At 65.5% G+C, this 23364-nt stretch carries 19 protein-coding genes; 8 read left to right on the top strand and 11 right to left on the bottom strand.

Going from position 1 to position 23364, the window contains the following annotated elements:
* Positions 1 to 5 precede the first annotated feature (5 nt).
* The 9 genes from U0O11_RS13615 to U0O11_RS13575 form a co-directional block, all read right to left on the bottom strand.
* On the bottom strand, positions 6 to 1610 hold the full coding sequence (locus tag U0O11_RS13615; RefSeq protein WP_225347150.1) for an HAL/PAL/TAL family ammonia-lyase: 1605 nt from the start codon (positions 1608 to 1610) through the stop codon (positions 6 to 8).
* A gap of 113 nt (positions 1611 to 1723) precedes the next feature.
* The gene (locus tag U0O11_RS13610; RefSeq protein WP_225347149.1) at positions 1724 to 2767 is read right to left on the bottom strand and encodes a glycosyl transferase; all 1044 of its coding nucleotides are present in this window, start codon (positions 2765 to 2767) and stop codon (positions 1724 to 1726) included.
* Entirely contained in the window at positions 2764 to 3627 is an 864-nt protein-coding gene (locus tag U0O11_RS13605) for a glycosyltransferase family 2 protein (protein ID WP_225347148.1), read from the bottom strand. Before U0O11_RS13605 ends, U0O11_RS13610 begins: the two co-directional genes overlap by 4 nt.
* Positions 3624 to 5678, bottom strand: a complete 2055-nt coding sequence (locus tag U0O11_RS13600; RefSeq protein ID WP_225347147.1) for an AMP-binding protein — start codon at positions 5676 to 5678, stop codon at positions 3624 to 3626. The genes U0O11_RS13605 and U0O11_RS13600 overlap by 4 nt, the downstream gene beginning before the upstream one ends.
* A gap of 126 nt (positions 5679 to 5804) precedes the next feature.
* The gene (locus U0O11_RS13595; RefSeq protein ID WP_225347146.1) at positions 5805 to 6422 is read right to left on the bottom strand and encodes a hypothetical protein; all 618 of its coding nucleotides are present in this window, start codon (positions 6420 to 6422) and stop codon (positions 5805 to 5807) included.
* A complete protein-coding gene (locus U0O11_RS13590; RefSeq protein ID WP_043331449.1) occupies positions 6419 to 6691 on the bottom strand; it encodes an acyl carrier protein in 273 nt (90 codons plus the stop codon). Before U0O11_RS13590 ends, U0O11_RS13595 begins: the two co-directional genes overlap by 4 nt.
* Complete coding sequence (locus U0O11_RS13585) at positions 6681 to 6950, bottom strand: phosphopantetheine-binding protein (RefSeq protein WP_043331448.1); 270 nt, start codon at positions 6948 to 6950, stop codon at positions 6681 to 6683. Before U0O11_RS13585 ends, U0O11_RS13590 begins: the two co-directional genes overlap by 11 nt.
* Before the next feature lie 145 nt (positions 6951 to 7095).
* On the bottom strand, positions 7096 to 7899 hold the full coding sequence (locus U0O11_RS13580; RefSeq protein WP_225347145.1) for a lysophospholipid acyltransferase family protein: 804 nt from the start codon (positions 7897 to 7899) through the stop codon (positions 7096 to 7098).
* 8 nt (positions 7900 to 7907) lie between these two features.
* Entirely contained in the window at positions 7908 to 8621 is a 714-nt protein-coding gene (locus tag U0O11_RS13575) for a beta-ketoacyl synthase chain length factor (protein WP_225347144.1), read from the bottom strand.
* A gap of 421 nt (positions 8622 to 9042) precedes the next feature.
* Between U0O11_RS13575 and U0O11_RS13570 the strand changes: the two genes are divergently transcribed.
* A complete protein-coding gene (locus U0O11_RS13570) occupies positions 9043 to 10506 on the top strand; it encodes a TrkH family potassium uptake protein (RefSeq protein WP_225347143.1) in 1464 nt (487 codons plus the stop codon).
* Between the two features lie 85 nt (positions 10507 to 10591).
* Here the strand turns inward: U0O11_RS13570 and U0O11_RS13565 are convergent, their stop codons facing one another.
* Together U0O11_RS13565 and U0O11_RS13560 are read right to left on the bottom strand one after the other, a co-directional pair.
* Complete coding sequence (locus U0O11_RS13565) at positions 10592 to 11860, bottom strand: 1-acyl-sn-glycerol-3-phosphate acyltransferase (RefSeq protein ID WP_225347142.1); 1269 nt, start codon at positions 11858 to 11860, stop codon at positions 10592 to 10594.
* A gap of 62 nt (positions 11861 to 11922) precedes the next feature.
* Positions 11923 to 12843 (bottom strand): recombination-associated protein RdgC, encoded by a 921-nt coding sequence (locus U0O11_RS13560; protein WP_043331446.1) that lies wholly within the window; start codon positions 12841 to 12843, stop codon positions 11923 to 11925.
* A 384-nt stretch (positions 12844 to 13227) separates the two neighbouring features.
* Between U0O11_RS13560 and U0O11_RS13555 the strand changes: the two genes are divergently transcribed.
* The 7 genes from U0O11_RS13555 to cmk all read left to right on the top strand — a co-directional run bounded on the left by U0O11_RS13555 (position 13228) and on the right by cmk (position 23356).
* The gene (locus U0O11_RS13555) at positions 13228 to 14328 is read left to right on the top strand and encodes a YHYH protein (protein WP_225347141.1); all 1101 of its coding nucleotides are present in this window, start codon (positions 13228 to 13230) and stop codon (positions 14326 to 14328) included.
* Positions 14329 to 14459: 131 nt separating this feature from the next.
* Positions 14460 to 15008 (top strand): acyl-CoA thioesterase, encoded by a 549-nt coding sequence (locus U0O11_RS13550; protein ID WP_225347140.1) that lies wholly within the window; start codon positions 14460 to 14462, stop codon positions 15006 to 15008.
* 248 nt (positions 15009 to 15256) lie between these two features.
* Entirely contained in the window at positions 15257 to 18034 is a 2778-nt protein-coding gene (gene gyrA, locus U0O11_RS13545) for a DNA gyrase subunit A (RefSeq protein WP_225347139.1), read from the top strand.
* A gap of 58 nt (positions 18035 to 18092) precedes the next feature.
* A complete protein-coding gene (gene serC / locus U0O11_RS13540; RefSeq protein ID WP_054555590.1) occupies positions 18093 to 19187 on the top strand; it encodes a 3-phosphoserine/phosphohydroxythreonine transaminase in 1095 nt (364 codons plus the stop codon).
* A gap of 13 nt (positions 19188 to 19200) precedes the next feature.
* Positions 19201 to 20340 carry a prephenate dehydratase gene (gene pheA / locus U0O11_RS13535; protein WP_052384256.1) on the top strand — a complete coding sequence of 380 codons (1140 nt, stop codon included), beginning with the start codon at positions 19201 to 19203 and terminating at the stop codon, positions 20338 to 20340.
* Positions 20341 to 20408: 68 nt separating this feature from the next.
* Positions 20409 to 22640 carry a bifunctional prephenate dehydrogenase/3-phosphoshikimate 1-carboxyvinyltransferase gene (locus tag U0O11_RS13530; RefSeq protein ID WP_225348167.1) on the top strand — a complete coding sequence of 744 codons (2232 nt, stop codon included), beginning with the start codon at positions 20409 to 20411 and terminating at the stop codon, positions 22638 to 22640.
* Positions 22637 to 23356 (top strand): (d)CMP kinase, encoded by a 720-nt coding sequence (cmk, locus tag U0O11_RS13525; RefSeq protein WP_225347138.1) that lies wholly within the window; start codon positions 22637 to 22639, stop codon positions 23354 to 23356. The genes U0O11_RS13530 and cmk overlap by 4 nt, the downstream gene beginning before the upstream one ends.
* The last annotated feature ends 8 nt before the right edge of the window (positions 23357 to 23364 follow it).

Raw genomic sequence — 23364 nt, 5'->3', positions numbered from 1 at the left:
CTCGTTCATGCGTTGGCCTCGCCGGCGCTCAGGGCCCAATGGCGCTCACGGATGCGCGCGCACAGCAGGCGCAGGTCGGCTTCCAGACCGCGATCTTCCTCGAGGGGCGCGATGTCTTCACGCAGTTCACGGGTGAAGGCGGCCAGTCTGGGCGGCGTGGCGGCTTGACCCGTGATGTCGGCGCGTTGCTCGCTGCCCTGCACGGCGGCGTGCAGGGTGGCGGCGGCGACCTGTTCCACCAGTGTCAGCACGCGCAGCGCATCCCGCGCGGCGATGGTGCCCATGCTGACCTTGTCCTGATTGTGGCACTCGGTGGAGCGCGAGAAGACGCTGGCGGGCATGGTCAGCTTGAGGGCTTCCGCCGTCCAGGCCGAGGCGCCGATCTGTACCGCCTTGTAGCCATGATTGAGCGGCGCGCGTTCGGGCGTGGCACCGCTGAGATTGCTGGGCAGGCCACGGTTGTAGCGGCTGTCGACCAGCAGTGCCAGCTGGCGGTCGAGCAGGTCAGCCAGGTTGGCGACCGCCGTCTTGAGGCTGTCCATCACCATCGCCACATGGCCGCCATAGAAGTGGCCGCCGTGGAGAATCTTGCCGGCCTCGACATCGATCAGCGGGTTGTCGTTGGCGCTGTTGAGCTCGGTCTCCAGGAAGCTGCGCCACCAGCTGAGGCTGTCCTCGACCACGCCGATGACGTGGGGCGCGCAGCGCGTCGAGTAGCGGTCCTGCAGACGCGGCGAGTTGATCGGCGTGGCGTCGACTTCCGGTGCCGCCGGGTGGGCCAGATCATCGCGCAGCCACTGGGCCACGCGGGCTTGACCGGGGTGCGGCTTGGCGGCGAACAGGTCGGCATCGAAGTGGTAGGGGTTGCCTTCCAGCGCCTGCACGCTGAGGGCGGTGATGCGCGCGCTCAGGCGGCTGAGGTAGCAGGTGCGGCCATAGGCCAGCGCGGCGAGAGCCGTCATCACGGCGGTGCCGTTCATCAGCGCCAGGCCTTCCTTGGGGCGCAGCACATAGGGCGTCAGGCCGTGTGCCGCGAAGACCTCGGCCGTCGGGCGCAGCGCGTGGGGCTGGCCTGCGCCGGGGCGCACCCAGACCTCACGCTCGCCACACAGCACGGCGGCGACATAGGAAAGCGGGGTGAGATCGCCGCTGGCTCCCACCGAGCCTTCTTCGGGAATGCGCGGCAGGATGTCGTGATTGAGCAGCCATACGAGGCGCTCCAGCAGCGCCATGCTGACCCCGGAGACACCACGGCACAGCGAGACGAGGCGCACCATCACCACCGCGCGACTGCTGACCACATCCAGGTCCGCGCCCATGCCACAGCCGTGGAAGGTATAGAGATGGCGCGGCAGGGCTTCGAGGTCCTCTGCCCCCTGCACGGCACGCGTCACGGAATCGCCGTAACCGGTGGTGACGCCGTAGACCACGCCTTCTTCCTCCAGCAGGCGTTCCAGCAGGGCCGGGCCGGCCTCGATACGGGCGCGGAAGGCGGCATCCGAAGTCAGGCGCACCTCACGGCGGCCTTCGGCGACATCGATCAACTGCTCGAGGGTGATATCACTGCCGTCGAGAATCAGGGCGGAGGAAGAGGTGGCGGGCTGTGACATGACGAGGTACCTGGCGAAGAGAGAAGCGTGAAAATGCGCTGAACGTGAAGAGCGAACAAGGTGAAGGCCGCAGAGCCGGGCGCGAAGCAGCGTTGCCGCAGGCCCGGCGCGGCTCAGGCGTCCTGTTTCGGAGCCGACGCGCTGTCTGGATTCGACGTGCTGTCAGGCGCCTGATGCCAGAAGTCGAAGAAGTTGAACCACTGCAGCGGATGGCGCTTCACGCGCGCTTCCAGATGACGGGCGTGACGCTGCATGGCCTGCTGGATCCACGCCTCGCGACCGCTGCGCTTGACGGCGCGGCTGTCATCAAAGGGCGCGAAGTCGACCCGGAAACGCGGATGGGCGCCGCCCTGTTCGCGAATGCAGCTCAGGGTATAGACGTGACAGCGCAGCAGCGCGGCCAGCATGAAGGGCCCCTGCGGGAAGGGCGCGGGCTGATCGATGAAGTCACAGTGCAGCACGCGCGGTGAGGCCGCGGCACTGGCCGGCGACGCGAGTCTGCTGCCTTCTGCTGGAGGGGTGTCTGCCTTGGCATCGTCGGCGGTGGGCGGAATCGGCACGCGGTCGGCGGCGATGACCACGAAGCCGCCGCGATTGACCCGATCGCCCAGCGCCATGGCGGTGGCAGGCGTGATCTCGCTGACCTCGATCATCTGCGGCGGCTTGCGCCCGGTGGCCTGCTCCAGCAGCTGATTGAACTTCTCGGCGTGGCGCGTGTGCACCAGCGCGCACAGATCGATGTCGTGGCGCTCGCCGATGGCATTGATCACATCCAGATTGCCGTGGTGAGCGACGAGGATGATGCCGCCCTCGCCACGCAGCGCGGCGTCGCGCAGGTCTTCCGGGCCGGTGCCGGTCAGCGAGGTCAGCGGAATCTCGCCGCTCCAGGCCGAGACCTTGTCCATGATCGCCTCACCGAACTGCATGAAGTGGGCGAAGCTTCTCGTCCATAGGCGCACGCCGCCAAGCTCTGGCTCGAGGCGCTTGAGGAAGTCGAAGGAGGCACGCCGCGCCACCCCGCGCAGCAGGAAGTACCACACCAGCACCGGAAACAGCGCGATACGAAACGGCCAGGCACCTAGGCGACGACGAATCGTCACCATCAGGCGCATGCCAGTGGTGGAGCCTGTTTCCGACAGGCGTGCCCAATGGGTCATTCGTGTTTCCCCTTCGCATCGTCAGGCTGCGAGGGGCGACTGACATGAGTGGATGATGTCCTGCCATTGCGTCCCGACAGCGTGCGCCAGGCAAGTTTCGGTGAGCGCAGCAGCATGCCGAGGAACAGCCGCGTGTGCATGGCGCTGATCAACAGGTTGTCGTGACCGGGGCGGAAGTGGCTGACGCCTCCGGTGGGATAGCTGACATGCACCGGCAGGTTGGCGACCTCGCCATCGGCCCAGTACCAGCGCACCAGCACCTCGGTGTCGAAGGACATGCGATCGCCACAGTCATGATGCGCCAGCAGCCGGTTGGTGGCGGCCAGCGGATAGAGGCGCACGCCGCACATGGTGTCGCGGATGGCCAGCGACAGGGTGTTGATCCACACCCAGATGTGCGAGGCGTAGCGGCCATAGAAGCGGATGCGCGGCACGCTGGCGTCGTATTGCGGATAGCCGATCTGCAGGCAGTCGGGATTTTCCTGCATGCCGTTGAGGAAGGCGGGCAGATCACTGACGTCGTGCTGCCCATCGGCATCCACCTGCAGGGCATGGGTGAAGCCGAGCTGCTCGGCAGCCTGCAGGCCGCTGCGCACGGCAGCGCCCTTGCCGCCATTCTGCTCACGGCGCACCAGGTGATGACCCTCGGCCGCCAGCTGATCCAGCACCTCGGCGCAGGGCGCGCTGCAGCCATCATCCACCAGCACGATGGGCAGCCCGAGCGGTGCCAGACCCGCGCACACGCCGGCGATGGTGGCGGGGTGGTCGTAGACCGGAATCACCACGCAGGCGCGCAGTGGCGACTCGCTGACGGGGGGAGAGGGTGTGTGGCCGGTCATCGGCGCCTGGGGCTGGCTCATGACGCCTCCGGTGTGGGTGTCGTCTGGGGCGAACTGAGTGGTGGGCTGAGGGGCGAGCTATCAGCCGCGCTATCGGTTTCAGCACCGTAGCGCAAGCGGCCACTGGCGTGCAGGCCCGCGCGGGATTCCAGGCGAAAGTCGACGCGCAGGCCGTGACTGTCGGCGACCAGTGTCGCGGCCAGCGTAAAGCGCATGCCCGGCAGCAACAGGTTGGAGAACTTGATGCGCTCCAGACGCTGAAAACGGCTTTCCTGCACGCCGACACCCGCCAGGCGCAGGCGGCGACCGAGATCGCGAGCCCATTTGAGCATCACCACGCCGGGCACCAGTGGCTGGTCAGCGAAATGCCCCTCGAGGTAGCACAGGCTGTCGGGCACCTCGGCTTCCAGCGTCAGCTGCTGCGGACCGCTGGAGGTTTCGCCCAGCCAGCGTGGCAGACGATGATCGTCGAGATCGGCAAACAGCCGCGCGACGGAATCCGCCGTGAACTTGCCCTGGGCATTCAGCGGCAGGCGCGTGACGAATCGCCAGTAGCGCGGCAGGGCGATGCGCTCGAAACCCGGCATCAGCGCACGGCGCAGACGGGCAATCAGATCACGGCGGCTGGCGTGGTCCTGCGGCAGCGCGCTCTCGTCCATCACCACCACCGCGCCCAGACGATGATCGCGGGTGGGCATCGGCAGGCAACGTACTTCCAGCACCTCCGCTTGCGCGCTGAGGCAGCGCTCCACCGCGCTCAACGAGACCCGCTTGCCGGCCAGCTTGACCAGCCGATCACTGCGCCCCAGCAGCTGGAAGCGTGGCGCCGCCTGCTGCTCGCCTTGCGACGACGTTTCAGCCGCCACTGGCGCGGCGTTGTCGGCCTGCTGCCACCACTGGTCCGGCTGCTCCAGAAACGGCGAGCGCACCGCGAAGGCGGGCGAGAAGCGGATCTCGACCTCCGGCAGCGGTGTCCAGTCGGACGTCTCGTGCTGGCGGCGATGCGCGATGCCGCCCGTTTCGGTGCTGCCGTAGATCTCGATCACCGGCGCCTGCAGGCAGTTCTCTGCGTGGCGGGCGGCCTCGGCCGGCAGCGGGGCACCTGAAGAGAAGACCCGCAACACCTGAGCCTGAGCCTGGCCCGCCACGCGGCTCCCGTCACTGGCCTGGGGCAGGCGCGCCAGCTGGGCCGGCGAGCTGACTAGCTGGCAGCGATGCCCGAGGCCGGACAGCTGCGCGATGGCGGCGGCCAGCTGCTCCGGGTAATGACAGGCTTCGCTGAGAAACGGCACCCCTTCGCTGAGCGGGCGCAGCAGCGACACCAGCAGACCGTAGATGTGCTGGTGACTGACCTGGCTGAGGCTGACGGCGCCTGTGCTTGGCTCAGACGCTGAGTCAGTGCCTGAAGCGTCCGTCGCCAGCGGCCACAGCGCGCGATGCACGGCCAGTTCGGCCTCGAGCTGATCGAAGCGCTTGGCGATGCGCAGCGGCTCGCCGGTGGAGCCGGAGGTGCAGAGCTCCAGCGCGAGACGCCCGCCGTCCGGCGTGATCTCGAACGGTGTATTCGGTGCTGCGGTAGAGCCGACAGAGTCGGTAGAGCTGAGAGTGCCGGTAGAGCTGAGAGCTCCGGATTGCTCCGGCGGCCAGCCAGCGGCGCTGGTCTCGGGCAGTTTGCCATCACTGCTCTCGGCCAGGCGGGCCAGGGTTTCCGGGCGGTCATCGCCGGGCAGCACGGCGAGCATGCCGCGCTCCCACAGCGCCAGCAGCTGCACGCAGGCGCCCAGTGTGGTGGGCTGGAACAGCACCCAACGTGCGCCGGGTCGGCGGCCAGCATGCGCAGCGGGCAGGTTGTCCAGCCACTGATGCCAGGCATCGACGCGTGCCATCAGCTCGGCACGACTCAGCGGGCGCAGCGGCTGACCGGGACTGGCCAGCCAGCAGGCCGGCGCCGCGGGCGCGAGTCGGGCGAGCTGGCGCCAACCCTGATGGATGAGGGAGGTGGCGCGCTGGGCGGCGTCTTGCTCAGTGGAGCGTGCGGTGGCGCGGCTGGCAGGCTGGCGGGCATCAGACATGTGAGGCAGGCAACTCTTCAGAAAGTCGAATTCATCTGGGGGCGTATCCACGCCGGGCGTATCCATACATGGATTCAGCTATCGATAGCCGAGCTCATCGATAGCCAAGCTCATCGATAACCAGGTTCAGCCATCGGCGCGGCGCAGGCGACGGCGTACCAGCCATTCGCCGCAGAACAGCAGCCCCATCAGCACGTAGCTCACCAGGCCGTTGTAGAGCGTCCAGGTCGCGAGGTCGGCATACAGCGCCGTGGTCGCGGCAACACTGGCATTGAAGACGAAGAAGCCGCACCACACTCGGGTGACCTTGCGGGTATAACGCACGCCGGCGGCGGGCAGATCAGGCTCCTGCAGACGCGCCAGGCGCTCGATCACCGGCATGCCGCGCCACAGACTGGTGGCGAACACGCTGAGCATGGCCAGATTGACCAGCACCGGATAGGCGCGCAGCCCCAGTTCCGCCTCGCTGAGCAGGCTGATGGCGATCAGCAGCGCGGCCAGCGTCAGGCGCAGGATCAACGGCAAGGGCAGACGCTGGATCAGCAAGGCGCCCAGCGCGATCAGTGCCCACACCCAGGGCGAGACATGTCCGCTGGTCGCGTCGCCCACCGGGTCTGCCGTCAGCCGCGAGAGCAGGGCATAGACCAGCAGTGGCCAGCATATGGCGGCCACGACGCCCAGCCCGCCGAGCAGCAGCCTTGGCAGTGACGGACGCCGCCCTCGACCAGAGGACAATGACGTCATGCCTGGCGCTGCATCAGCTGCTCGACGGCGGTCACGACGTCATCGAGGCTGCGTACGCTCTTGAAGTCATTGGCTTCGATGCGTCGGCCGGTGAACTTCTTGAGTTCGACCACCAGGTCCACCGCATCGATGCTGTCGATGTCGAGGTCTTCATAGAGCAGCGCCTCGGGGTGGATGTCAGCGGCATCGATCTCGAACAGCTCGATCAGGGTGCTGCGCACATGGGCATAGATCTCTTCGCGGGACGCGGTCTGTTGCTCAGCGCTCACGACGGGCCTCCACGAGTTCACGCAGGGCATTGAGGCTGGCGAAATGCGCGCGGGTGTCCTCGGCTTCGGCGTCCAGCGTGATGCCGTACTGCTTCTGCAGCGCGAGACCGAGCTCCAGGGCGTCAATCGAATCCAGCCCCAGGCCGTCCACGAACAGCGGTTCATCGGCGACGATGTCGTCCGGCGTGATGTCCTCAAGCTCCAGGGTGTCGATGATCAGTTGCTTGAGTTCCAGTTCCAGCTTGGCGCTATCGCTCATGAGTATTCCTCGTGTCGGCGTACCGATAATGGCCGGTATGAATGGCAGCAGGCTTTATTAACGGCGGGAAGGCCGAATATCTTAATCACTTTTTCTCGCTATCTGATCAACATCGAGATCAGGGGCAGTGCGGATCAGCGCGTTGTCATGACTCGCGAATCCGTCGCTGAAAGGCGGCCAGCTCAGCGGCAAAGTCGCTGGCCAGGCGGCGCGTCAACTGGCGGGCATCGCGTGACAGCGGCACCTCATCCTCTGCTGCCGGTGGCGGTGCGACATGCGCCGTCATGTCCGGCAGCACCTTGATATTGAGCATCACCCGTCGGGCCGGGATGTGATACCAGGGCTCGCCCTTGGTCAGGGTGCTGGGCTGGCAGTCGATCAGCACGGGGGTGATCTCGCTTGGCGTGCGCAGCGCGATGTTGGCGGCGCCGCGGCGGAATTTCAGCGCGCGCCCGGGCACGCTGCGCGTGCCTTCCGGAAACAGGATCAAGGCATTGCCGCGCGCCAGGCTCGCGCCGGCGGCCTCGAGCACGCCCTGCGGCTCTTCATTGGTGATGTAGCCAGCGGCGCGGATGGGGCCACGGGTGAAGGGGTTGCGTGCCAGCCGTCCCTTGACCACGCAGTCGGCGTGGGGAATCAGCGCGAGCAGGAAGACCACGTCGATCAGCGTCGGGTGATTGGCCAGCACCAGCAGGCCGGGACGTTGCAGACGCTCGCAGTCGTGCAGGCGATAGTCGAGCACGCCCAGGCCGCGCATCAGGCCCACGAAGCCGCGCATGCAGTGATGGATGATGCTGCGCGCGAGCTTCTGTCGCTTGTCGGGGCGGCGTACCACCAGTGTCAGCAGGGGCCACATTCCCCCCACCAGCAAGCCGCCCAGCCCGAAGGTCAGGAAGCTGATGGCCGTAGCGATGCCACGCCACAGGCGCCCGAGGGGAGACGACAGCATGCGTGGCATCAGTCTGCTGGCGGCGTCGGTGAGGCGGCGTGAGCGCGGCTCAGCTGCCAGTGATGGCGACGACAGGGGAGCGTCTCAGCCCCGGCCTGCTCGAGCCAGGCGATGACCTCAAGCGGCGTCGGGGCGCTGTCCGTCAACGATTCGCCAGGCGTAGCGCTCAGTGTCCATGCGCTGTCATCGTCACTGCTGCGGCTCAGGCGCAGGGCGACGGCGCTGGCGCAGGCCGGGTAGTCACCGTGGAGCAGGAAGGCCTCCGGCGCGGCGATATCGGAGAACAGCACGATGACGTCCCCGCGCTCGCTCAGATAGCCGAGCGCCTCGCTCATCAGCGCCTCGAATTCGTTGCCACAGGCGGCGAGGGCTTCCAGCGGCTGATGGGACTTGCCGGTGATCGAGTACATGCCCAGCACGGCGTTGTGCACCGAGAGCGAGAAGCGCGCCGGTGACAGGGCTTCGTCGGACTGGGTGGCGGCGTCCAGCAGGGCGAGAATCTTGCCGGTATCGCCATGGCGCGAGGCATGGATGATAGGCAGGTCGGCGTCAGGGTCGAGCGCGAACAGCAGCTTGCAGCAGGCCTGGCCGACCGGGCTGAGTCGACGACGCTGCATGGCCGGGACTTGCTCGGCACGCGGGGAGGGGGTGATATCTACGCGGCTGTCGTGGGCGGTGCGGGACGCACTCGCCTGCCAGGCTCGCCAATCAGTCAGACGCATGAGGTTCTTGTCCGTGAACGCATCGTTGCCATATTGGGGCCTCAGTGTACCGCACAGGGGTTGGGCAGCCCAACCGGACTCAGGCGTGTTGGCACTGAGCAGGCGGCGTGGCTACGCGTGTCGTTGGCAGGATAGCAGCTTGCAGGGCGGCACAAGGCGCCTGACGTGAGGTGTCGGGGTGTGATGTCCTGCGGCGGGTCACCGCTGTGGCGGCGCTGGACAGCGGCAGAAGAGGGTGTAGGGTATCGTCGCACTGAGACTGGCGCCCGGGGCGTCATGGGGTAAAACGCTGAGGACGCACAATGATGACTGTCATCAACAGGCCGGTGGCATGAAGGGTGGCTCGCGGGACCTGCTGCGTAGACGAGCGCGCGCAAGTGCTCGCGCAGGGCAGGCGACCCGAGCGCACTCGCAGGCGCTGATGCGCCTTCTTTCGCTCTCGGAGTGGTTGCCGGTCATCCGGGTACTCGGCCTGCTGCTATGCGTGGTGGCCTTGATGATGCTGGCGCCCTTGCTGGTGTTGCTCGGCGAAGCGGATGCGGATGCCAGCGCCTTTCTGATCTCGCTGGGCATCACGCTCGGCTCGGCGGTCATCATGCTGACGGTCTCGCGCAAGGTGGAGCTGCAACTCAAGCCGCGTGCGATGTTCGTGCTGACGACGCTGAGCTGGGTGCTGGTGTCGGCCTACTCGAGCCTGCCGTTGATCTTCGGTGCGACCCACCTGGGCGTGACCGATGCCGTGTTCGAATCGGTGTCGGCGATCACCACCACCGGCTCGACCGTGCTGTCTGACATCGAAGGGCTCTCGGATGGCCTCAAGCTGTGGCGCGGCCTGATGCAGTGGGTCGGTGGTATCGGCATCATCGTGATGGCGATCGCGATCCTGCCGTTTCTGAAGGTCGGCGGCATGCGCCTGTTCCAGACCGAATCCTCGGACTGGTCCGACAAGGTGCTGCCGCGTGCCGGTGGCGTGGCCAAGGCCATCGGGCTGGTCTATGTCGGGCTGACGTTGCTGGCCATCGTCTGTTACTGGCTCGGTGGCATGCACTGGCTGGATGCGCTGGTGCATGGCATGACGTCGCTGGCCACCGGCGGTTTCTCCAATTACGACAGCTCGATGGGCGTCTATTCCGACCGGCCCTATCTGCTGTGGATGGCGTCGGCGTTCATGTTGCTGGGGGCGCTGCCCTTCGTGCTGTTCATCCGCGCCTGGCAGGACCAGGCCGGTGTCCTGTGGCGTGATGCCCAGGTGCGCGGCTTCCTGCGTCTGCTGGGGTGGGTGATCGCCTTGCTGACGCTGTATCGCGTCGTCAATGGCGAGGCCATCTTCACGGCGCTGACCCAGGTGACCTTCAATGTCATCTCGGTGGTGACCACCACCGGCTACGCCAGCGACGACTACAGTGCCTGGGGGTCCTTTGCGGTGGTGGCCTTCTTCTATCTGACCTTCGTCGGAGGCTGCAGCGGCTCGACCAGCGGCGGCATGAAGATCTTCCGCCTGCAGATCGGCCTGATCATGCTCGGCAACCATCTGCGCTCGTTGATCCATGCCAATGGCGTCTTCTCGCAGCGCTACAACGGTCGCGCGCTGCCCGATGAGGTGGTGCGCGCCGTGATCGCCTTCTCGTTCTTCTTCTTCATCACCATCGGTGGCCTGGCGCTGGCGCTGTCGTTCATCGGGCTGGACCTGATCACCGCGGTGACCGGCGCCGCCACGGCCGTCACCAACGTCGGCCCGGGGCTGGGTGAGATCATCGGCCCGGCGGGCAACTTCTCGAGCCTGCCGGACAGCGCCAAGTGGTTGCTGTGCATCGGCATGCTGATGGGGCGTCTCGAGATATTGACCGTGCTGGTGCTGTTCTCGCCCAGCTTCTGGCGCAAGTAGCAGCCCACGAAAAAGCCACCGTCGATTGACGGTGGCTTTTTCGTGGCAGGTACAAGACTCAAGTGTCTTGCTCCGCAGTGCTGGCTTACTGAGCGACCTTCTCGCCGTCCGTCGCCTCGGCGGCATCGAGCTTTTCATCGAGATCGATGGAGAGCCCTTCGCGATTGAGGATCGGGTTGGCGTATTGCACCAGCCACCAGTCCTTGAGCTCTGCGGGCACCTCTGCGAGGCGGTTCTCGAAGGTGGCGCGCTCGGCACCGCTGATGGCCGAGACATCCAGCGCCGAGGCCAGGCGCGGCTCCTCACGCAGCTGCGGGCGGCTGGCGGCCAGCTTCTCGAGTGCCAGCTGATGGCTCGGGTAGAGGGTGTAGTAGGCCAGCACTTGGCGGTCGACTTCCTTCACCACGTCTTCCGGGGTCTCGAAGTCGCCCTTGAGCGGCTCGCCGAACACCAGCTTGACGCGCCCCTTGTGCCCGCTGATACCCGCCGCGATGGACTTGATGTCCTCGTACTGCACCTTCTCGTAACGGCCTTCATTGGCGACGGCCGCCAGCTCACGCGCTTTCTGCAGGTCACAGGGGTCGAACTCGTAGCTGATCGACACCGGCACGATGTTGAGCTCGCTGACCGCCTCGCTGAACGGACGCGTCTTGTCGGCGGTGCGCGCCGCCATGGTCAGCATCTTGATGATGGCACTCTCGGTGCCATCACGGCCATCCTTGGCGCGCCCTTCACGCTGGGCCAGCCAGATGGAGTGCTGGTCGTGGGTCAGCGAGTGGCGGATATAGCCCGACAGCGACTGGTAGGCGGCCAGCATCGCGCGCTTGCCCTTGGCGGAGCGCGGCACGATGAAGCTCTTGTTGAGGCGCATCAGGTCGGTGACGAAGGGTTTCTGCAGCAGGTTGTCACCGATGGCGATGCGCACCGTGTCACGCCCGTGACGATAGAGGGCGTAGTTGACGAAGGCCGGGTCCAGCGAGATATCGCGATGGTTGGACAGGAACAGATACGGCGTGTCCGGGGACAGGCGCTCCAGCCCCACCGTCTCGAAGCTGGTGGTGGTGGTGTGGATCATGCGCGCCATGTAGACGGCGATGCGGCTCTGGAAACTGGCAACATCCTTGACGCCAATCATCTCGCGCTTGATGGCCAGGCGCGCGACCTGGCGTGCCAGCCACGGGAAACGCTGGGTCAGGCCCGGCAGGCGGAAGCGAGTCAGGGTGTCGAGCAGCTCGCGGTCCTGCTCCAGGCGTACCAGCACCTCCGCTACCTCGTCGTCGTGGTAGGGGCGAATATCGGCGAACGGGTCCTGTTCGCTGGTCGTGGCAGGCTTGGGTGTTGCAGTGTCAGTCATCGACGCACGTCATCCGGGTTTGTCATTCTGAAAAAAGAGAGGGTCGGCAGCGGGCCCAAGGCTCAGCTGGCGGGCTGGGCTTCACCACCCAGCCAGGCGGTCATCTGCTCGATCACGCCGGACAGCACCTGGGCCATCAGCGCGAAGTCGGTCTCCAGACGCAGGATGGGGTCTTCGCCGTCATCCTGGGCGTTGGCTTCATCGACCACGGCATCGGCGAACTTGAGGCTCTTGAGCGCCATGTCCTCACCGAGCACCAGCGCGACGCGGCCATCGACTTCCAGCGCCAGCTTGCTGACCACACGGCCCAGATTCAGCGCCGTCTGGATTTCCTCGCCGTCGAGATCGAACTGACGTGCACGCAGCACGCCATCCTCGCCGCCCGGCGCCTTGAGTTCGACCTGGTCACCGACGATCAGGTCTTCCGGGCGCGAGCTGACATCCTTGAGCCAGGTGGTCATCACCTGGGAAGGCGGCTGCGCGACGGCCAGCGGCGTGACCTTGAGCGTACCCAGTGTCTGGCGCAGCAGGTCCAGCACTTCCTCTGCGCGCTTGGCATTCGAGGCGTTGACGGCGATCAGGCCGCGACGGCTGTCCCACCACAGGTCGGTGCGCGAGGAGCGCGTGAAGGCGCGCGGCAGCAGCTCCTCGTAGATCTGCTCCTTGAGGGTCAGCTTCTCGCGGCGACGCAGCGGACGGCCTTCGGCGGTCTCGCGCTCGGCCACGCGCTCCTCGAGTTCTTCCTTGACCACGGCGGAGGGCAGTACGCGCTCCTGGCGCAGGGCGCTGATCAGGAAATGGCCCTGAATCTCGTGCACCAGCAGGTCGCTGTTGCGGCCGCCCGGTGCGACCCAGCCGATACGCTTGGCTTCGACGCCGGTGACCGGGCGGAAGACATGCTCCGGCAGGGCGTCGGCGAGACGACCCTCTTCCAGCGGGGCGCTATCGTGCAGGCGATACAGTTGCAGGTTCTTGAACCACATGCGACCAGTCCTTGAGTCCGGTGAACGGGGGCTGCCCGTCTGAATGGCGCATATTATGGCGAAACTCATGCGACGGGTCATCCGCCGTGGACGTGACCCTGCGTCACACTGCGGTTGCCGACCATCGCGCGCGAGCACAAAGACATACTGTATGCACGCTGTGGCGCTAGTCTTGAGTCGACCTGGCGGTGCGCGGTCTGGCGGTTTGCGGTATCGCCCGACAGATATCGATCAGCAGGCATCGACCAGTAGATATCGAATAGCAGGCATCGACCTATAGGCATAGACCATCAGACTTGAGACGCGGAGGGCAGCAGAGTGATCGACGACGTTGTTGTGGAGACTGCTGTGGGGACTGCTGAGGAGACGGTTGTGGAGGCTTTTGTGAAGAGCAGAGCTTCAGGCGCGAGCGCGCTGAAACGGACACGACCACTGACGCTGGCGGCGCTGACCCTGCTGCTGTTCGGCTGCAGCGGGGAGCATGACGCCCACGACAAGGCGGCCAGCGCGGCCGAGACCAGTGCAACGGTCACGAAAGAGGCAGCCGCTGACGGCGAATCTGCCCCTGCGGCGCTCGGGCTGGAACCTGAGGTGTTTGCCGAGGGCGCGATCGTCGGTGAGGTCGAGACCGTCGACTGCACCCTGAGCGGCGGCACGCAGACGACCTGCTATCAGTTCCGCGTGGCCGGTGCGCCCGCGGACCCGCAAACCTCGCCGGAGGGGCCTTTCTGCCCGCCCAATATCCACTCCGGTGAGCAGGAAGGCGGCACCTGGATGGATGGCGAGGGCACCCTCTATCAGGTGGACGGCGAGTTCATCAAGAATCTGGCCACTCTCTACAAGGACAAGGAGTGGCAGATGTACGACGTCAACACGGGCGAGATCACCGTGATCGATGGCGCGCGTGGCTGCGAGGTGGCGGGGAACCCGAACCCCATCGAGGGCTTCGACAACTTCTGTCTCGAGTGTCCGCTGGATGAGCTGGGCGGTGGCATCGAGAAGACTGCCGTGATTCCCGAGGTGCCGGTGCCGGCCGCCGAGCCGACCTCGCTTGCCGGCCGCTCCAACACCGGCGTGGCGCTCAATGGCGTGCTGTTCGGCCCGCCGGCGCCGCTGGAGCTGATCCTGAGTTCTCACACCCTGGGAGTGCTCGATGATTGTGGCGCGCATGCCAACCCTCATGAGGGCTATCACTATCACACCGCCACTGGCTGCTCCGAGATCGGCATTCAGGAAGATGGCCATTCGCCGATGATCGGCTATGCGCTGGATGGCTATGCCATCTATGCCAGAGAGGACAACGACGGCAATGTTCCCGCTGACCTGGATGAGTGTGGCGGCGAGACGGACCCGGTGCGTGGCTATCACTATCACGCCTTGGCGCCGGGGGTTAACCAGATCTTCGGCTGCTTCATGGGCGAGAAGGGGCACTTCCTCGACGAGGAGGGCGGCGAGAGGCCACCGCAGGGTCCGCCCGGCGAGTAGCCGCCTTGCCGGGATGGCGAGCAGGGCAGGCGTCATCATTCAGCCAAGCGTTTGTTTTTCTGTCCGTCACCGGCATAAGATCAGCTGACGATGGCCATACGGCGCGATCGTTTCACGGACGGGAGGCAGGGATGCAACACGACAGCAATCCACCGCAGGCAGCGGTCGGCTCTTACACAGATGTCGGCACTCGCACAGACGTCGGCACTCACACAGACGTCGGCAATCACGCAGGCGTCGTCAGTCGCACGACCCTGACGGTGCGTGGTTATCATCTGGATGGCTATGGGCACGTCAACAATGCCCGCTATCTGGAGTTCTATGAGGAAGGGCGCTGGGAGTTCATGCTCGCGCATCTCGATCTGGCCGCGCTCAAGCGCGAAGGTATCGCGATGGTGGCGGTCAACCTCAACCTGGATTGGCACTATCCCGCCACCGTGCATGATGAGCTGGTCATCACCACGCGGCTGGCCGAGCTCGGGCGCCGCAAGATGATCATGCGTCAGGAGATCCATCTGGGCGAGCGGCGCATGGGCGAGGTGCATCCGCGTTCCGGGGCGCTGGTCTCCAGGGCGGACTTCACCTTCGTGCTGATGAATACCGACACCGGTCGCGCCATGCCGCTGGACGGCGAGATCGGCGCGCTGCTGGGCGCGTTGGTCAGTGAAGAAACGGCCTGATCGCCCCTCAGCGGCGAGGCATGAGCCAGCAGGCCGCGCATATTGACGGCCGTACTACCGTACTGAGGTGTCCTTGCGGCGTCGTGTGAGCTGCTAGGCGCGCTCGCAAGTGATATAATGCCGCCACTTCGGTGCCGCGGAGCTGGCACCCCGTGTCTGCTTCACGCCACTGCCGCGCTGCAGTACCGACGGAGCATGCGTCGTTGCTGCAGTGGCGCCAACAGTTGAGTTCAAGGATTTGACGAATCATGGGTGAGATCGCCAGAGAGATACTGCCAGTCAACATCGAGGACGAGCTCAAGCAGTCGTATCTCGATTACGCGATGAGCGTCATCATCGGGCGTGCCTTGCCGGATGTTCGCGATGGCCTCAAACCGGTTCACCGTCGCGTACTGTTCGCGATGCACGAGCTGAACAATGACTGGAACAAGGCCTACAAGAAATCTGCCCGTGTCGTCGGCGATGTGATCGGTAAATACCACCCGCACGGTGACAGTGCGGTCTACGACACCATCGTCCGCATGGCCCAGCACTTCTCCATGCGTTATGTGCTGGTGGATGGTCAGGGCAACTTCGGTTCCATCGATGGCGACAGCGCCGCGGCGATGCGTTACACCGAGGTGCGCATGGCGCGCCTGGCGCACGAGCTGCTGGCCGACCTCGAGAAGGACACCGTCGATTGGGTCGACAACTATGACGGCACCGAGCGCATTCCTGCCGTGCTGCCGACCAAGACCCCGAACCTGCTGGTCAATGGCTCCTCCGGTATCGCCGTGGGCATGGCCACCAACATCCCGCCCCATAACATGGGCGAGGTCATCGACGGCTGTCTGGCGCTGATCGACAACGGCGATCTGACCATCGATGAGCTGATGGAATTCATCCCGGGGCCGGACTTCCCGACCGCCGGTATCATCAACGGCCGTGCCGGCATCCTCGATGCCTACCGCACCGGTCGTGGTCGTATCTACGTGCGTGCCGTGCATACCATCGAGCACAACGACAAGAACGGTCGTGATCACATCATCATCACCGAGCTCCCCTACCAGGTGAACAAGGCGCGTCTGATCGAGAAGATCGCCGAACTGGTCAAGGACAAGAAGATCGAGGGCATCGCCGAGCTGCGTGACGAGTCCGACAAGGACGGTCTGCGCGTGGTCATCGAGACCAAGCGTGGCGAGTCCGGTGAAGTGGTCGTCAACAACCTCTTCTCCCAGACCCAGCTTGAGACCGTGTTCGGCATCAACATGGTCGCGCTGCACGAAGGTCAGCCGAAGATCCTGAATCTCAAGCAGATTCTGGAATCCTTCGTGCGTCACCGTCGTGAAGTCGTTACCCGTCGTACCCTGTTCGAACTCAAGAAGGCGCGTGAACGTGGCCACATTCTTGAAGGTCTGGCGGTGGCGATCTCGAACATCGACGAGGTGATCGAGCTGATCAAGGGCTCGCCGAGCGCGGCGGAAGCCAAGGAAAAGCTGGTCGATCGTGAATGGCAGCCGGGTCAGGTGGTCGAGATGCTCGAGCGCGCCGGTGCCACTTCCTGCCGTCCGGAAGATCTGCCGGAAGGTCTGGGGCTGTCTGAAGACGCCAAGCACTACCGTCTGTCGCCGGCCCAGGCCCAGGCCATCCTCGAGCTGCGTCTGCATCGCCTGACCGGTCTCGAGACCGAGAAGCTGCTGGCCGAGTACTCCTCCATCCTCGAGCGCATCGCCGAGCTGATGGAGATCCTGTCCTCTGCCGACCGCCTGATGGAAGTCATCCGCGAAGAGCTGCGCGAAGTGCGTGCCCAGTACGCCGATGAACGCCGCACCGAGATCATGACCAGCCGTCGTGACCTGACCATCGAAGACCTCATCAACGAGGAAGACATGGTGGTGACGGTCTCGCGCAGCGGCTATGCCAAGACCCAGCCGCTGTCTGACTACCAGGCCCAGAAGCGTGGTGGCCGCGGCAAGTCCGCCACCTCGATGAAGGATGAGGATGTCATCGAGCACCTGCTGGTCGCCTCGACCCACGACACCGTGCTGCTGTTCTCCAACAAGGGCAAGGTGTACTGGCTCAAGGTCTACGAGATGCCGCAGGCGTCACGTGGCTCGCGCGGCAAGCCGCTGGTCAACCTGATTCCGCTGGACGACGGCGAGTGGGTCACCACCATCCTGCCGGTGCGCGATTACGCCGCCGACAGCTACATCTTCTTCGCCACCGCCAACGGCACGGTCAAGCGCACCGCGCTGAGCCAGTTCTCGCGTCCGCGCAGTGTCGGCCTGATCGCGCTGGACATCGAGGAAGGTGACCGTCTGATCGGCGCCGACATCACGTCCGGTTCCGACCACGTCATGCTGGTGTCCTCCAACGGCAAGGCGATCCGCTTCGAAGAGCAGAACGTGCGCGTGATGGGCCGTACTGCCCGTGGTGTGCGCGGCATGCGTCTGCTCGACGATGCACAGGTCATCAGCCTGATCATTCCGCGCACCACCGCGATCGATGACAACGAGATCGAGGTCGATGACGCCGCGGACGCGACGGCGGAAGGCGTCGAGAGCGCTGATGTGGCAACCACCGAGGGCGTGTCGGAAGACGGCGTCGCCAGCGGTGAGGTGCCGCAGTGCTACATCCTGACCGCGTCCGCCAATGGCTTCGGCAAGCGCACGCGTCTGGAAGAGTTCCCGCTGCGTGGCCGTGGTGGCCAGGGCGTGATCGCGATGCAGACCAGCGAGCGCAACGGTGATCTGGTCAGCGCGGTGCAGGTCAGCGACAACGACGAACTGATGCTGATCACCGACCGCGGCACCCTGGTACGTACCCGCGTCGCCGAGGTGTCCACCACCTCGCGCAACACCCAGGGCGTGACCTTGATCCGCACCGCGGAAGAGGAGCGTCTGGTGACGACGGTGCGTGTCGACGAGCCGGAAGAGGTCGTCGTGGTGCAGGATGAGCTGGACGAAGAGGCGCTGAGCACCGACGAACAGGTGCAGGCGGGAGATGACGCCGAGTCGACGGATACCCCGCCGACAGACGCGGAATAAGACGCTGGATTGCGACCGCCTTCGGGGCGGTCGCTTCACTTTCGGGAAATAAGACGACATGACACGCAAGTTCAACTTCTGCGCCGGTCCTGCTGCACTGCCGACCGCTGTCCTGGAGCGCGCCCGCGCCGAGATGCTGGATTATCAGGGCCGCGGACTGTCCGTCATGGAGATGAGTCATCGCTCCGACGAATTCGTGGCCATCGCCGAGAAGGCCGAGGCGGACCTGCGCGAACTGCTCGAGATTCCGTCCAACTATCGCGTGTTGTTCATGCAGGGTGGCGCTTCGACCCAGTTTGCGGGTGTGCCGCTGAACCTGCTGGGCGCGGGTGGCAGTGCCAACTATCTGTATACCGGTATCTGGGGCAAGAAGGCGATCAAGGAAGCCGAGCATCTGGCGGTGGGCAGCCACGTGGCGGCCTCCAGCGAGAGCAATGGCCTGATCGCCGTGCCGCGCCAGAACGCGATCCAGCTCTCGGGTGATGTGGGTTATCTGCACTACACCGCCAACGAGACCATCGGCGGCCTCGAGTTCGACTACATCCCCGAGGTGGCAGCGGATGGCGTGCCGCTGGTGTGCGACATGTCGTCTTCCATCCTGTCTGGCCCGCTGGATGTCAGCCGTTTCGGCGTCATCTATGCCGGCGCCCAGAAGAACATCGGTCCGGCGGGTCTGACGCTGGTCATCGTGCGCGAAGATCTGCTCGATCGCGCCCGCAAGGACTGCCCGACCATGCTGAACTGGAAGACGGCCGCCGAGGCCAATTCCATGTTCAACACGCCGCCGACCTACGCCTGGTATCTCTCCGGGCTGGTGTTCGAGTGGCTCAAGGACGAGGTCGGTGGCCTCGCCGCCATGAACGCGATCAATGATCGCAAGGCGCAGGCACTCTACGCGGCCATCGATGGCAGCGACTTCTATTCCAACCCGATCGTCACCGAGAACCGCTCACGCATGAACGTGCCGTTCGTGCTGGCCGATGACCGTCTCGACAAGACCTTCCTCGCCGAGTCCGAAGCGGCGGGTCTCTTGAATCTGGCCGGTCACCGCAGCGTCGGTGGCATGCGTGCCAGCCTCTACAACGCCGTGCCGGAAGCTGCCGTCACTGCGCTGGTGGACTTCATGGGCGACTTCGCGCGCCGTCACGGCTAAGGGAGGAGGTGAGATGTCGGATTCCAAGGAGAGCCCTGCGCCGCAGGCGGCGGGCAAGGCGGTGACGCTGGACGACCTGCGTCAGCGCATCGACGCCATCGACAACGAGCTGCTGAACCTGATCAGCGAGCGCGCGGGCTGCGCGCAGCAGGTCGCCGAGGTCAAGCTGGCGGCCGGTGACGTGGGCGAGGACGGCCAGGTGCAGTTCTACCGCCCGGAGCGCGAAGCCCAGGTGTTGCGTCGCATCATGGCCAACAACCCCGGCCCGCTGAAAGGCGAGGAGATGGCGCGTCTGTTCCGCGAGATCATGTCCGCCTGTCTGGCGCTGGAACAGCCGATCCGCCTGGCCTATCTCGGCCCGGAAGGCACCTTCACCCAGCAGGCCGCGCTCAAGCACTTCGGCGACAGCGCCGTGACCAAGCCGATGGCCGCCATCGACGAGGTGTTCCGCGAAGTGGAAGCGGGCGCGGTGCAGTACGGTGTGGTGCCGGTGGAGAACTCCACCGAGGGCGTCATCAACCACACGCTGGATTCGTTCATGGGCTCGCAGCTCAAGATCTCAGGCGAAGTGGTGCTGCGCATTCACCACCACCTGCTGGTGGGCCCGAATACGCGTCGCGAGAAGATCTCGCGCATCTATTCCCACGCCCAGTCGCTGGCCCAGTGCCGCAAGTGGCTGGATGCCCACTTCCCGCACGCCGAGCGCATCGCGGTGTCCTCGAATGCCGAGGCCGCGCGTCAGGTGCGCACCGAGTGGCATAGTGCGGCGATTGCCGGTGACATGGCGGCCAAGCTCTATGAGCTGGAGAAGGTCGAGGAGAAGATCGAGGACAGCCCCGACAACTCGACGCGCTTCCTGATCATCGGTGACAGCTCGGTGCCGGCGTCCGGCGATGACAAGACCTCCATCGTGGTGGCGATGCGCAACCAGCCGGGGGCACTGCACGACCTGCTGGCGCCGTTCCACCGCCACCAGATCGACCTGACCCGCGTCGAGACGCGTCCGTCACGCTCCGGTGCCTGGAACTACGTCTTCTTCATCGACTTCCGTGGCCACCGCGATGACCCGCTCATCACGGCGACGCTGGAAGAGCTGCGCCAGTGCGCGGCGGACGTCAAGGTGCTCGGGTCCTACCCGGTCGGTGTGCTGTGAGCGAGCTTGACCACGCGCGCCATGCTGCGTCGTCAGACCTGCTGTCCTCGCTGCCGTCAGCGGAGCGTCTGGCCGGCGAGCGGCGTATCCTGCTGGTCGGGCTGGGCTTGATCGGTGGCTCGCTGGCGGCGGCATTGCGCGCGGCGGGCCATCGCGGCGAGATTCTCGCCTGTGATCGTGACTCCAACGAGATCTGCCTCGGCCAGCGCATGGGGCTGATCGACGGTGGCAGCACGCAACTGGCGGCGCTGGTACCGGGTGCCTCGCTGATCGTGCTGTGCGTGCCGGTGATGGCGATGCAGAGCGTGATGGCCGAACTGGCGCCGTTGCTGGATGATGACGCCGTCATCACCGATGTCGGCAGCACCAAGGGCGCGATCCGCGATGCGGCGCTCGGCGTCTTCGGTCGCATGCCGCCGAATCTGGTGCTCGGTCACCCGATCGCCGGGTCCGAGAAGAGCGGTGTCGCGGCGTCCAATCCCGAGCTCTATCGCGATCACAAGGTGATCCTGACGCCGGAGCCGGACAGCGATGCCGAGGCCGTGGCACGCGTGGCGGCCATGTGGTCGGTATGTGGTGCCCAGCTTCTGAGCATGAGCGTGGCGCGCCACGACGAAGTGCTGGCGCGCACCAGCCACCTGCCGCACCTGCTGGCGTTCTCGCTGGTCGACAGCCTGGCGCGCCAGGATGAGCGATTGGAGATCTTCCGCTACGCGGCGGGCGGTTTCCGTGATTTTACGCGCATCGCGGGCAGTGACCCGGTGATGTGGCGCGACGTCTATCTGGCCAACCGCGATGCGGTGCTGGAGGCGTTGGACGAATTCGAGGCCGGGGTAGCGCGGGTGCGCGCTGCCGTGACCGCGGGCGATGGTGAGGCGATGCTGGGGATATTCACCCGCGCAAGCCACGCCCGACACTACTTCAATACCCTCTTGAAACAGACGAGTTATCAGACCATGGAACAGCAGAACGTGCGGTACCGTGCACTGCCGGGTGGGCAGGTTCAGGGGCGCATTCGTGTGCCGGGCGACAAGTCCATGTCGCATCGCTCCATCATGCTGGGCGCATTGGCGACCGGCGTGACCGAAGTCGAAGGCTTCCTGGAAGGGGAAGACAGTCTGGCCACGCTGCAGGCCTTCCGCGACATGGGCGTGGTCATCGAAGGCCCGCATCAGGGGCGTGTCACCATTCACGGTGTGGGTCTCAACGGCCTGAAGCAGCCGCCGGGCCCGCTGTATGTCGGCAACTCCGGCACCGCGATGCGCCTGTTCGCCGGCTTGCTGGCCGGTCAGGCCTTCGACACCGAGCTGACCGGTGATGCCTCGCTGACCAAGCGTCCGATGGACCGCGTCGCCAATCCGCTGCGCGAGATGGGCGCGGTGATCGATACCGCAGACAACGGCCGTCCGCCGCTGCGTATCCACGGTGGTCAGCCGCTCAAGGGCATCCGTTACGAGATGCCGATGGCGTCCGCTCAGGTCAAGTCCTGCCTGCTGCTGGCCGGTCTCTACGCCGAAGGCGAGACGCGTGCCATCGAGCCGGCGCCGACGCGTGATCACACCGAGCGCATGCTCAATGGCTTCGGCTACAAGGTCGAGCGTCAGGGCGCCGAGGCGTGGTTGAACGGTGGCGGCAGCCTCGAAGCCTGCCCGATCGACGTGCCGGCCGACATCTCCTCCGCGACCTTCTTCCTGGTCGCCGCGGCCATCACACCGGGCTCCGAACTGGTGCTGGAGCACGTCGGCATCAACCCGACGCGCATCGGCGTGATCAACATCCTCAAGGCGATGGGTGCCGACCTGAGCGTCTCCAATGAGCGCGAAGTCGGCGGCGAGCCGGTGGCAGACCTGCACATCCGCTATGCGCCGCTCAAGGGCATCGACATTCCGGAAGACCAGGTGCCGCTGGCCATCGACGAATTCCCGGCACTGTTCATCGCCGCTGCCAATGCCGAGGGCATGACCCGTCTGCGTGGCGCCGAGGAACTGCGCGTCAAGGAGTCCGATCGCATCCAGGTGATGGCGGATGGTCTGGCGCAGATCGGCGTCGAGCACGAAGTGGTCGCGGACGGTATCGACATCCGTGGTGGCGCCTACGGTGGCGGCCTGGTCGACAGCCACGGCGATCACCGCATCGCGATGGCCTTCAGTGTCGCGGCGCTGCGCGCCCAGGGCGAGATCCTGATCGACGACTGCGCCAATGTCGCGACCTCCTTCCCGAACTTCGTGGCGCTGGCCGCTGAAGTCGGCATGCAGGTCGAGAACCTCGGTGCCGTGGCACCCGGCCAGGAGGCTTCATGAGCGGGGAAGCGACACCTCATCACAGCCAGATCTGCGACGCGCCGGTGTTGACCCTTGATGGCCCCGGCGGGGCAGGCAAGGGCACCATCAGTCGTCTGGTCGCGTCGAGCCTGGGCTGGCATCTGCTGGATTCCGGTGCGCTTTATCGCCTGACGGCACTGGCCGCCGAGCGTCATGGCGTGGCGCTGGAAGACGAGGACGCCGTGGCGACCATCGCCGAGCACCTCGATGTGCAGTTCGATGCCGAAGGCGACGCCACCAGCGTGATTCTGGAAGGCGAGGACGTCACCCGTGACATCCGTCTCGAGTCGGTCGGCAACAATGCCTCCATCATCGCGGCCCAGCCGCGCGTGCGGACTGCACTGCTGGCGCGCCAGCGTGCCTTTGCGCGTGCGCCGGGCCTGGTGGCCGATGGTCGCGACATGGGCACGGTGGTCTTCACCGGTGCGCCGCTCAAGATCTTCCTGACGGCGAGCGCCGAGGAACGTGCGCGTCGTCGTCATGCCCAGTTGCAGGAAGCGGGTGTCGATGCTAATATTTCGAGCCTTTTGACAGAAATACAGGCGCGCGATGCGCGTGACATGGGCCGGGCAGTCGCCCCGCTCAAGCCTGCAGACGACGGCGTGATCCTCGATACGACGGATCTCGACATCGACCAGGTGATCGAACGCATCCAGCAGCTGCTGGTCGAATACGGCCTGGTAGCGGCGCGCTGAGACTCGAG

Source organism: Cobetia sp. D5 (assembly GCF_035666195.1).
GTDB classification, from domain to species: domain Bacteria; phylum Pseudomonadota; class Gammaproteobacteria; order Pseudomonadales; family Halomonadaceae; genus Cobetia; species Cobetia amphilecti.
Note: the sequence above shows the minus strand (reverse complement) of the source record. Positions and strands in the feature narration are given on the sequence as shown.

What these genes read in the sequence shown, in the direction of transcription:
- U0O11_RS13600 (WP_225347147.1), bottom strand. Translation starts at nt 5,678, where the DNA reads ATGTCTGATGCCCGCCAGCCTGCCAGCCGCGCCACCGCACGCTCCACT.
- U0O11_RS13560 (WP_043331446.1), bottom strand. Translation starts at nt 12,843, where the DNA reads ATGTGGTTCAAGAACCTGCAACTGTATCGCCTGCACGATAGCGCCCCG.
- U0O11_RS13575 (WP_225347144.1), bottom strand. Translation starts at nt 8,621, where the DNA reads ATGCGTCTGACTGATTGGCGAGCCTGGCAGGCGAGTGCGTCCCGCACC.
- U0O11_RS13610 (WP_225347149.1), bottom strand. Translation starts at nt 2,767, where the DNA reads ATGACCCATTGGGCACGCCTGTCGGAAACAGGCTCCACCACTGGCATG.
- gyrA (WP_225347139.1), top strand. Translation starts at nt 15,257, where the DNA reads ATGGGTGAGATCGCCAGAGAGATACTGCCAGTCAACATCGAGGACGAG.
- U0O11_RS13615 (WP_225347150.1), bottom strand. Translation starts at nt 1,610, where the DNA reads ATGTCACAGCCCGCCACCTCTTCCTCCGCCCTGATTCTCGACGGCAGT.
- pheA (WP_052384256.1), top strand. Translation starts at nt 19,201, where the DNA reads ATGTCGGATTCCAAGGAGAGCCCTGCGCCGCAGGCGGCGGGCAAGGCG.
- U0O11_RS13585 (WP_043331448.1), bottom strand. Translation starts at nt 6,950, where the DNA reads ATGAGCGATAGCGCCAAGCTGGAACTGGAACTCAAGCAACTGATCATC.
- cmk (WP_225347138.1), top strand. Translation starts at nt 22,637, where the DNA reads ATGAGCGGGGAAGCGACACCTCATCACAGCCAGATCTGCGACGCGCCG.
- U0O11_RS13570 (WP_225347143.1), top strand. Translation starts at nt 9,043, where the DNA reads ATGCGCCTTCTTTCGCTCTCGGAGTGGTTGCCGGTCATCCGGGTACTC.
- U0O11_RS13595 (WP_225347146.1), bottom strand. Translation starts at nt 6,422, where the DNA reads ATGACGTCATTGTCCTCTGGTCGAGGGCGGCGTCCGTCACTGCCAAGG.
- U0O11_RS13605 (WP_225347148.1), bottom strand. Translation starts at nt 3,627, where the DNA reads ATGAGCCAGCCCCAGGCGCCGATGACCGGCCACACACCCTCTCCCCCC.
- serC (WP_054555590.1), top strand. Translation starts at nt 18,093, where the DNA reads ATGACACGCAAGTTCAACTTCTGCGCCGGTCCTGCTGCACTGCCGACC.
- U0O11_RS13550 (WP_225347140.1), top strand. Translation starts at nt 14,460, where the DNA reads ATGCAACACGACAGCAATCCACCGCAGGCAGCGGTCGGCTCTTACACA.
- U0O11_RS13580 (WP_225347145.1), bottom strand. Translation starts at nt 7,899, where the DNA reads ATGCTGTCGTCTCCCCTCGGGCGCCTGTGGCGTGGCATCGCTACGGCC.
- U0O11_RS13565 (WP_225347142.1), bottom strand. Translation starts at nt 11,860, where the DNA reads ATGACTGACACTGCAACACCCAAGCCTGCCACGACCAGCGAACAGGAC.